This window comes from Streptomyces sp. NPDC057616, assembly GCF_042800575.1.
In the GTDB taxonomy this organism is placed as follows: Bacteria; Actinomycetota; Actinomycetes; order Streptomycetales; family Streptomycetaceae; genus Streptomyces.
The window spans coordinates 131,699-140,625 of the sequence record NZ_JBHVGU010000008.1 but is presented as its reverse complement, the minus strand read 5'-3'; the positions used below and the strand labels follow the sequence as shown (position 1 = coordinate 140,625).

Genomic DNA, 8,927 nt, shown 5'->3' with positions numbered 1-8,927 from the left:
CCCGGGAGAGGCGGACGTCTGTGGCCAGGGGGCGGTGGGTCCCGCTGTGGGCAGCAAGGCGGGGGCCGGGGAGGGGGGTGGGAAAGTGCCCCCCCCCCCCCCCCCCCCGGGCGGCCACCCGGACGTCGGCGCACAGCGCGAGGCCGAGACCGGCGCCGACGCAGGCGCCCTCGACGGCCACGACCACCGGTTGCGGCAGCGCGCGCAACTCGGTCACCAGCGGGTTGTACTCCTCCCGCAGAAGGGCGAAGGCCGACTCGGGGCGGGTCTCGAGGGCGTGCGCATGCTCCTTGAGGTCCTGGCCGACACAGAAGTGCCGCCCCTGCGCCGCCAGGAGGACCGAGCGCACCTGGTCGCCGTCGGCACGGATCTGCTGTACGGCGGCCAGCAGTTCACGGCGCAGGGCCGCGTCGAGGGCGTTGCCCGCCGCCGGACGGCGCAGCTCCACCACGGCCACTCCGTCGCGCAGGGCGTACTCGACGGTCGATCCGGCGGGCTGTGTCACGGCCATGCGTAGAACCCCTGGCCGCTCTTGCGCCCGAGTTCGCCGCGGGCGACCTTGTCGCGCAGCAGCCGCGGCGGGGCGAAGCGTTCGCCGAGGGTGGCGTGCAGGTGCTCCGCGATGGCCAGGCGCACGTCCAGGCCGACCAGGTCGGTCAGGCGGAGCGGGCCCATGGGGTGCCTGTAGCCGAGGCGCATCGCGTCGTCGATGGCCTCGGGTTCCGCCACGCCCTCCTCGACCATGCGGATGGCCTCCAGTCCCAGGGCGAGACCGAGGCGGCTGCTGGCGAAGCCGGGCGAGTCCTTGACGACGACGTCCTTCTTGCCGAGGCAGTGCGTCCAGGCCAGGGCCGCCTCCACGGTCGCGGGGTCCGTGCCGGGCGCCACCACGATCTCCACGAGTTCCGAGGCGGGTACCGGGTTGAAGAAGTGCATGCCGAGGAAGCGGCCGGGCCGGGTGAGGGCGGCGGCCAGGTCTGTGACGGACAGCGAGCTGGTGTTGCTGGCCAGCACGGTCCCCGCGCCCACCGCCGCCTCGGTCGCGGCGAGGACCCGGGCCTTGAGCGCGGGGTCCTCGGGCACGGCTTCGACGACCAGGTCGGCGTCCGCCGGCAGGGCGTCCACCGACTCGACCGTGCCGACCCGGGCGAGGATCCGGTCCGCGGGCTCGGGCAGCAGGTCGCGCTCGGCGGCCCGCTTCAGGCCCGTGGCCACGCGGTCCAGTGCCGCGGCGGCGGCCTCGGCGCCGCTCTCGGCGATCGTGACGGCCGATCCGGCGGTGGCGTACGACTGGGCGATGCCGGCGCCCATCCGGCCGCCGCCGATCACCGCGACGACCGCGGGTGCGCTGGTCATGCTCGGCTCCTCTTCTCCAGGAAGCGGGTCATCCGCTCCCGCTTGTCCTCGCCCTCGAACAGCACGGCCTGGGCCAGGTCGTCGGCGACCGGATGCGCGCCGGGCGAGTCGACGACAAGCTTGGTCAGGCGCAGTGCGGCGGCCGAGGAACGGCCCATCCGGTCGAGCAACGCGTGGGCCGCGTCGAGCAGTTCGTCCGCCGGTACGACGTCGATGACCAGGCCGGCCGCGAGGGCCGCCTGCGCGTCGAGGCTGCGGCCCGCGAGCAGCACCTGCTTGGCGACGGACTCCCCCACCAGCTCGGGCAGCCGCCAGCAGGCGCCCGCGGCGGCGAGGATGCCCAGGCCCGGCTCAGGGTTGCCGAAGACGGCGTCGGGTCCGGCGATGCGGATGTCGCACGCGTACGACAGTTCCGCACCGCCGCCCAGCGCCCAGCCGTCGACGGCGGCGACGGTCGGCAGCGGCAGGCGCCGTACGCGCTCGAACAGGCGGCTGTTGATGCCCTGGAGTGCTTCGTCCCGGCCGCGCCGCAGCAGTTCGGCGATGTCGGCGCCGCCCGCGAACACCCGGCCGTGGCCGGTGAGGAGCAGCAGCCGCGGTTCGCGCTCCAACAGGCCGCAGACGTCGTGCAGTTCGTCGATCATGCGGCCGCTGATGGCGTTGCGCGCCTCGGGGCGGTGCAGGGTGACGATCACCCGGTCGTCGCGCTCCTCGACGAGGAGGGTCTCGTAGGTCCGGTCGCTCATACCCGCTCCACCAGCATCGCCACGCCCTGGCCGACGCCGACGCACAGAGTGGCCAGGCCGCGTGCCGCGTCCTCGCGCTCCAGGCGGCCGAGCAGGGTCAGCAGGATGCGGGCGCCGGAGCAGCCCAGCGGGTGGCCGAGGGCGATGGCGCCGCCGTCGGCGTTGACCTTGTCCTCGTCCAGCTTCAGGCGGCGCACCACGGCCAGAGCCTGTGCGGCGAAGGCTTCGTTGAGTTCGACGGCGTCCAGGTCGGACGTCTGCCAGCCGGCCCGGGCGAGGGCCTTCTCGGTGGCGGGCACCGGTCCGAGGCCCATCACGTTGGGCTGCACGCCGGCCGAGGCGGAGGTGACGATCCGCGCCCGCGGGGTGAGGCCGTACCGCTCGACGGCGGAGGCGCTCGCCACGATCAGGGCCGCGGCGCCGTCGGAGAGCGGAGAGGACGAGCCCGCGGTGACGATGCCGTCCTGGCGGAAGATGGTGCGCAGGCCGCCGAGCTTCTCCAGCGTGGTGGAAGGGCGGGGGCCCTCGTCCCGGGTGACCTCGCCGTCCCGTACGGGAACCGCCACGATCTCGCGGTCGAAGCGGCCCGCCTCCTGGGCGGCGACCGCCCGCTGGTGGCTGCGCAGGGCGAAGGCGTCGGAGTCGGCGCGGGTGATGCCGTCCAGGGCCGCGACCTCCTCGGCCGTCTCCCCCATCGACAGCGTGACCTTGACCGCCTCCGGTCCGGCGCCCGCGGGCACGGCGCGGTCCGCCGCCGCGAAGGCCGGGTTGGTGAAGCGCCAGCCGAGCGAGGTGTCGTGCACCTCTCCGGGCTTGGCCCAGGGCGTCCCGGGCTTCGCCATCACCCAGGGGGCGCGTGTCATCGACTCCACGCCGCCGGCGACGACGAGGTCGGCCTCGCCGGAGCGGATCGTGGAGGCGGCCGAGGCGACGGCGGTCAGCCCCGAGGCGCACAGCCGGTTCACCGTGTAGCCGGGGACGGTGTGCGGCAGCCCGGCCAGCAGCACCGCCATGCGGGCCACGTCGCGGTTGTCCTCGCCGGCCTGGTTCGCGGCGCCCAGGACGACCTCGTCCACGGCGTCGGCGGGGATGCCCGAGCGGCGTACGGCCTCGCCGACGACGAGGGCCGCCAGGTCGTCGGGGCGCACCGAGGCCAGGGCGCCGCCGTAGCGGCCCTGCGGGGTGCGGGCTCCGTCGATCAGATAGACGTCTTCGGGCATCAGGCGGACTCCTCGATGGGGGCGGTCACGGGGCGACGGGACTGCAGTACGGCGAAGCGGCCGGTGACGAATGCGGCGTCGGACAGGGTGGCGCTGGCCGCGGGGTTGGCGGCGCTGCCGTGGAAGTCGCTGAACGCGGCGGACTGGTTGACGAAGACCTGGCCGGTGAGGTTCTCGGACAGGTGCACGCCCGCGTCCAGGGCGGCCTCCTCGGCGGCGGCCAGCACCTCGTCGTCGGTGGAGTGGACGGCGGCGGTCAGGGCCCCGTGCGCGCGCACGGTGTCGCGGAACAGGTCCAGGCTGTGCCGGGTGGAGTCCGTCCCGATCACGAAGGAGACCGGGCCGAACCACTCCCTGGTGAAGACCTCGCCGTCGGTCTCCGCGTCCAGGCGGGCGACCAGGGGCGTACGGACGTCCGCCGCGGCGTACTCGGGGTGCTCGACGGGCTGGGAGGCGCGCACCGTACGGCCGACGCCGGCCGCCTCCTTCAGCCGGTCGCGCACCCCGTCGTTGACGATCGCGCCCAGCGTGCCGGCGGCGCGCGCGGGGTCGGCGTGCAGCCGGTCCAGCGCGGCGGCGAGGTCGGTGGCGAACTCGTCGGCCGTGCGCGGGCCTTCCTCGGTGGTGATGCCGTCGCGCGGGATCAGCAGGTTCTGCGGGGTGGTGCACATCTGGCCGCTGTAGAGCGACAGGGAGAAGGCGAGGTTGCCGAGCAGACCGCGGTAGTCCTCGGTCGAGTCCAGGACGACGGTGTTGAGGCCGGCCTTCTCGGTGTGGACGGCGGCCTGGCGGGCGTTGGCCTCCAGCCAGTCGCCGAAGGCGGTGGAGCCGGTGAAGTCGACGATCCGCACGTCCGGGTCGAGAGCGAGCGTCGCGGCGGCCCGGCCCCCCGGTTCCTCGGTCACCAGCAGGACGAGGTCCGGGTCGAAGCCGGCCTCGCTCAGCACCCCGCGGGCGATGCGGACGGTGACGGCGAGGGGGAGCACGGCTCCCGGATGCGGCTTGACCAGGACCGGGTTGCCGGTGACCAGGGACGCGAACAGTCCCGGGTAGCCGTTCCAGGTCGGGAAGGTGTTGCAGGCGATGAGCAGCGACACTCCGCGGCCGACCGGGGTGAACTTCTTGTCCAGGACGTGGGCGCCGCCCTTGCGCTGCGGCTTGCTCCAGCGGGCCGTGGCCGGGTGCTTCCTCTGCTCCGCCCAGGCGTAGGCGACGGCCTCCAGACCGCGGTCCTGCGCATGCGGTCCGCCGGCCTGGAAGGCCATGACGAACGCCTGCCCTGTGGTGTGCTGCACGGCGTGGGCGATCTCGAAACTCGCCGCGTTCAGGCGGGCGAGGATCTCCGCCGCGACCCCGGCCCGGGTGTCCGGTCCGGCCGCGCGCCAGGCCGCCGTGGCACCCTTCGCCGCGGCCACCGCCGCCTCCGGCGTGATGCGGGGATAGCTGATGCCCAGGGGGAAGCCGTAAGGGGAGTGCTCCTCGGGCGCGACGCGCCCCTCACCCGGGTGTCCGGGCAGGTCGAAGGGCCCGCCTATCTGCTCGCGGAAGGTCGCCTCACCGAGCTTGGCCGCGTCCTCGCCGTAGACCGACTTGCTCGGCGACTCGGGGTACGGCGTCCAGTGCTCACGGGTCTCGGTCGCGGTCACGGCCTGTTCCAGCAGGTCACGGTGTCGGGTGAAGAAGTCGGGCACCTCGGGGACTCCGTTCGGCATATGGCTCGCCTCTTGACAGGCAACGGGGCGGCTTGATTACTTGACCATGCCGCACGCTAACCGAATGTTCGGTCGGGAGACAAGGTGGTGTGAACCATGACGGAAGCCGCTCAATCGGCTCCGGCATCCGCAGAGCGCATGTTCGCCGCGGACGAGGCCTCGCAGCGGCTCGGGATCGAACTCCTCGAGCTGGGCGAGGGCACCGCCGTGCTGCGCATGACGGTGACGAAGTCCATGGTCAACGGCCACGGCATCGCCCACGGCGGGTACATGTTCCTGCTGGCCGACTCGGCCTTCGCCTGTGCCTGCAACAGCCACGGCCCGGTCACCGTCGCGTCCGGGGCGGACGTCACCTTCGTCGCGCCGGCCTACGAGGGCGACGTCCTGACGGCCACCGCCGAGGAAGTCACCCGATTCGGCCGCAGCGGCATCTACGACGTGAGCGTGAGGCGCGGTGACGCGGTGGTCGCGGTCTTCCGCGGCCGCAGCCGCACCATCCGCGACGCGCAACCTGAGGAGCCGCAATGATCAGCGACATGAAGACGTCGGCGAACGCCCCGGCCCGCCGCGGTGAACCCCTGCCGGCGGACCTGCTGGACGACGCCGAGCGGATGTCCCGGCAGGAGGTGAGAGACCTCCAGCTGACGCACCTGCGCCAGACGCTCCGGCACGCGTACGACAACGTCGAGCTGTACCGCAAGAAGTTCGACCAGGCCGACGTGAAGCCCGAGGACTGCCGGACGCTGGAGGACCTGGCGCGGTTCCCCTTCACCACCAAGGCGGACCTGCGCGAGACCTACCCCTTCGGGATGTTCGCCGTCCCCATGTCGGAGGTGCGGCGCATCCACGCCTCCAGCGGCACGACCGGACGCCCGACGGTCGTCGGCTACACCGAGAACGACCTGTCGATCTGGGCGGACCTCATCGCCCGCTCCATCCGCGCCGCCGGCGGCCGCCCGGGCCACAAGGTCCACATCAGCTACGGCTACGGCCTGTTCACCGGCGGACTCGGCGCGCACTACGGCGCCGAGCGGGCCGGCTGCACGGTGATCCCCGCCTCGGGCGGCATGACCGCCCGGCAGGTGCAGATCATCCAGGACTTCGAGCCCGACATCATCATGGTGACGCCGTCCTACATGCTCACGCTGCTCGACGAGTTCGAGCGCCAGGGCGTCGACCCGCGCTCGACCTCCCTCAAGGTGGGCGTCTTCGGCGCCGAACCGTGGACGGAGGAGATGCGCCGCGAGATCGAGGAGCGCATGGACATCCACGCGGTCGACATCTACGGGCTGTCCGAGGTGATGGGACCCGGTGTCGCGCAGGAGTGCGTGGAGACCAAGGACGGCCTGCACGTGTGGGAGGACCACTTCGTGCCCGAGATCGTCGACCCCGTCACGGACGACGTCCTCGCCGACGGCGAGAGCGGTGAGCTGGTCTTCACCTCGCTCACCAAGGAGGCGCTGCCCGTCATCCGTTACCGCACAAGGGACCTGACCCGCCTGCTGCCCGGCACGGCGCGGCCCGGGTTCCGCCGTATCGAGAAGATCACCGGCCGCTGCGACGACATGATCATCCTGCGCGGGGTCAACGTCTTCCCGACCCAGATCGAAGAGATCGTGCTGCGGACGCCCGGCGTCGCCCCGCACTTCCAGATCCAGCTCAGCACGCGCGGCCGGATGGACCACATGACCGTACGCGTCGAGGCGCGGCCGGACGCCGGTCCGGACCAGCGCGCGACGGCCGCCAAGGCCATCACCAAGGGCGTCAAGGACGGCGTCGGCGTGAGCGTGGAGGTCGTCGTCGTGGAGCCCGAGACCCTGGAGCGCTCCCTCGGCAAGCTCCGCAGGATCAAGGACGAACGCCGGTCGTGATGCGCTCTCTTGCCACAATGACACCGTGAGCGCCACGCCCCTGGGGCCTCCCGCCCGACGCGGGGAACGACCCGCCTACGACCGCGACTCCCTGCTGGAGATCGCGGTCGAGGTCTTCAACGAGCGCGGCTACGACGGCACGGGCATGGAGGAACTGGCCCGCCGGCTGGGCCTGAGCAAGTCGAGCATCTACCACCACGTCTCCGGCAAGGAGGAGTTGCTCGCCCTGGCCGTCGCCCGCGCCCTCGACGCCCTGTTCGCGGTCCTCGACGAGCCGCCGGGCCCGGACACCTCCGCGACGGCCCGGCTGCGCCACGTCGTACGCCGCAGCGTCGAGGTGCTCTCCGCCGAACTCCCCTACGTCACACTGCTCCTGCGCGTGCACGGCAACAGCGAGACGGAGCGCCAGGCGCTCGCGCGGCGGCGGGAGTTCGACGGCCGGGTCGCCGAACTGGTGGCGCGTGCCGCGGCGGAGGGGGAAGTACGCGACGACGTCGACCCGCTGCTGGCGAGCCGGCTGCTGTTCGGCGCGGTCAACTCGCTGGTCGAGTGGTACCGGCCGGACGGGGACCTGCCGGTGGCCACCGTGGCCGACGCGGTGACCGTGATGTTCTTCAACGGGTTGCGCACCGGGGCGAGTTGACGGATCCCGCAGGAGCGTGAGGATCACGGCCCGTGGCGTCAGGCCCGGCCGGTGAGGGCGTGCCGCCGGGCGAGGTGCAGGAACGCCTCGGTGGCCGGGTGGGTCGGGACGGCGGGCCACGCCAGATGGACGGTGACGGGGTCCGCGTCGGCCAGCGGGAGGTAGCGGACGCCGGGGTGGGGATGGTGGTGGACCGTGCCCTCGGCCGTGACGCCGACGGCCTCGCCGGTGGCGATGACCGTGAGCCACTCGTCCACTCCCGGCACCTGAAGGGTGCGGGGCCTTTGCCCCTCGGCCCACAGCTCCACGCCGGAGGTCGCGGCCGTGGCGCACAAGGCGACCAACTCCCCCGCCACATCTGCCAGATGGACGCGTTCGCGCTCGGCGAGCGGATGCCCCTCGGGCACGGCCACCATCCGCCGCTCGTACGTCAGCACCGTGTGGGCGAGGCCGGAGCCGTCGGCGGGCCGGGTGCGCAGGACGGCCAGGTCCGCGGCGCCGCGGCGGACCGCGGCCTCGGGGTCGTCCAGGCGGCGGACCTGGACCGGGGCGTCGGGATGCCGTTCGCGCCAGGTGCGCAGCAGGGGTACGGTGTGGCGCCCGAGCGCGGCCCAGGCGAAGGCGAGGCGGAGCGGCCGCGCCTCGGCCCGGGTGGCCGCCTCGGCCAGGGCGTCGTCGAGTTGGCCGAGGATGTGCCGGGCCTGGTCCCACAGCCGCTGCCCGGCCTCGGTCAGCGCGAGACGGCGCGTGGTGCGCTCCACCAGACGCACCCCCAGGCGGCGCTCCAGTTGCTCCAGGGTGCGGGAGAGCGCGGGCTGGCTGATGCGCAGGGCGTGCGCGGCGTCGGTGATGGTCCCCTCCTCGCCGATCGCGACGAGGGCCCGCAGGTGCCGTACCTCCACATTCATAACCGCCAAGCATAAGTGCTTCACGAGCGGCATTTCCCTCGCCCGCCGGGCCCGCCGTAGCGTCGCGGGCATGAAGATTCTCCTGATCGGGGCCAGCGGCACGCTCGGCACCGCCGTCCACAAGGAACTGGCCGTCCGCGGCCACGATGTGATCACCGTCGGGCGCACGGCGGGCGACGTGCGCTGCGACATCACGGACCCGTCCCGGATCGCCGAACTGTACGCGCAGGTCGGGCGGGTGGACGCGGTGGTCAGCGCCGCGGGTGAAGTGCCCTACCGGCCGATCGCCGACATGACGGCCGAGGACTACCAGACCGCGTTCACCGGCAAGGTGTCCGCCCAGATCGAGCTGGTCCGCCAGGGCCTGCCCCACGTCGCCGAGCGCGGCTCGTTCACGCTCATCACCGGCATCCTCGCCCGCGAGCCCATCCCCACCGGCACCGCCGCCTCGATGGCCAACGGCGCCCTGGA

General features: G+C 73.2%; 10 protein-coding genes. 4 read left to right on the top strand and 6 right to left on the bottom strand.

All coding sequences use genetic code 11. The features are described from left to right. From ACFU97_RS12195 to paaN, 5 genes are all read right to left on the bottom strand, one after another. A partial coding sequence (locus ACFU97_RS12195) for an enoyl-CoA hydratase/isomerase family protein (RefSeq protein ID WP_384254426.1) occupies positions 1 to 511 on the bottom strand: 511 nt, incomplete at its 3' end. Beyond that, positions 502 to 1,356 (bottom strand): 3-hydroxyacyl-CoA dehydrogenase family protein, encoded by an 855-nt coding sequence (locus tag ACFU97_RS12190; protein ID WP_384254424.1) that lies wholly within the window; start codon positions 1,354 to 1,356, stop codon positions 502 to 504. The genes ACFU97_RS12190 and ACFU97_RS12195, both read right to left, overlap by 10 nt. Further along, positions 1,353 to 2,102: an enoyl-CoA hydratase/isomerase family protein gene (locus ACFU97_RS12185; protein WP_384254421.1), complete on the bottom strand. Its 750-nt coding sequence runs from the start codon at positions 2,100 to 2,102 to the stop codon at positions 1,353 to 1,355. Before ACFU97_RS12185 ends, ACFU97_RS12190 begins: the two co-directional genes overlap by 4 nt. Next, complete coding sequence (locus tag ACFU97_RS12180) at positions 2,099 to 3,322, bottom strand: thiolase family protein (protein ID WP_384254419.1); 1,224 nt, start codon at positions 3,320 to 3,322, stop codon at positions 2,099 to 2,101. The genes ACFU97_RS12185 and ACFU97_RS12180 overlap by 4 nt, the downstream gene beginning before the upstream one ends. Next, positions 3,322 to 5,034, bottom strand: coding sequence for a phenylacetic acid degradation protein PaaN (gene paaN, locus ACFU97_RS12175; RefSeq protein ID WP_384254417.1), 1,713 nt, complete (start codon positions 5,032 to 5,034; stop codon positions 3,322 to 3,324). Before paaN ends, ACFU97_RS12180 begins: the two co-directional genes overlap by 1 nt. A 96-nt stretch (positions 5,035 to 5,130) precedes the next feature. On the opposite strand from paaN, the gene paaI reads away from it, so the two are divergent. The 3 genes from paaI to ACFU97_RS12160 are packed head-to-tail and all read left to right on the top strand — an operon-like array spanning position 5,131 to position 7,548. Then, positions 5,131 to 5,562, top strand: a complete 432-nt coding sequence (gene paaI / locus ACFU97_RS12170) for a hydroxyphenylacetyl-CoA thioesterase PaaI (RefSeq protein ID WP_384254414.1) — start codon at positions 5,131 to 5,133, stop codon at positions 5,560 to 5,562. Then, positions 5,559 to 6,905, top strand: coding sequence for a phenylacetate--CoA ligase PaaK (paaK, locus tag ACFU97_RS12165; protein WP_384254412.1), 1,347 nt, complete (start codon positions 5,559 to 5,561; stop codon positions 6,903 to 6,905). Before paaI ends, paaK begins: the two co-directional genes overlap by 4 nt. A 25-nt stretch (positions 6,906 to 6,930) precedes the next feature. Next, on the top strand, positions 6,931 to 7,548 hold the full coding sequence (locus ACFU97_RS12160; protein ID WP_384254410.1) for a TetR/AcrR family transcriptional regulator: 618 nt from the start codon (positions 6,931 to 6,933) through the stop codon (positions 7,546 to 7,548). A gap of 38 nt (positions 7,549 to 7,586) precedes the next feature. Here ACFU97_RS12160 and ACFU97_RS12155 read toward each other — a convergent pair whose 3' ends face one another. Next, positions 7,587 to 8,456, bottom strand: a complete 870-nt coding sequence (locus ACFU97_RS12155; RefSeq protein ID WP_384254407.1) for a LysR family transcriptional regulator — start codon at positions 8,454 to 8,456, stop codon at positions 7,587 to 7,589. A gap of 70 nt (positions 8,457 to 8,526) precedes the next feature. On the opposite strand from ACFU97_RS12155, the gene ACFU97_RS12150 reads away from it, so the two are divergent. Beyond that, positions 8,527 to 8,927, top strand: a 401-nt coding sequence (locus ACFU97_RS12150; RefSeq protein WP_384254405.1) for a short chain dehydrogenase, incomplete at its 3' end; no start/stop codon positions are given.

What these genes read in the sequence shown, in the direction of transcription:
- ACFU97_RS12180 (WP_384254419.1), bottom strand. Translation starts at nt 3,322, where the DNA reads ATGCCCGAAGACGTCTATCTGATCGACGGAGCCCGCACCCCGCAGGGC.
- ACFU97_RS12185 (WP_384254421.1), bottom strand. Translation starts at nt 2,102, where the DNA reads ATGAGCGACCGGACCTACGAGACCCTCCTCGTCGAGGAGCGCGACGAC.
- paaI (WP_384254414.1), top strand. Translation starts at nt 5,131, where the DNA reads ATGACGGAAGCCGCTCAATCGGCTCCGGCATCCGCAGAGCGCATGTTC.
- paaK (WP_384254412.1), top strand. Translation starts at nt 5,559, where the DNA reads ATGATCAGCGACATGAAGACGTCGGCGAACGCCCCGGCCCGCCGCGGT.
- ACFU97_RS12190 (WP_384254424.1), bottom strand. Translation starts at nt 1,356, where the DNA reads ATGACCAGCGCACCCGCGGTCGTCGCGGTGATCGGCGGCGGCCGGATG.
- paaN (WP_384254417.1), bottom strand. Translation starts at nt 5,034, where the DNA reads ATGCCGAACGGAGTCCCCGAGGTGCCCGACTTCTTCACCCGACACCGT.
- ACFU97_RS12155 (WP_384254407.1), bottom strand. Translation starts at nt 8,456, where the DNA reads ATGAATGTGGAGGTACGGCACCTGCGGGCCCTCGTCGCGATCGGCGAG.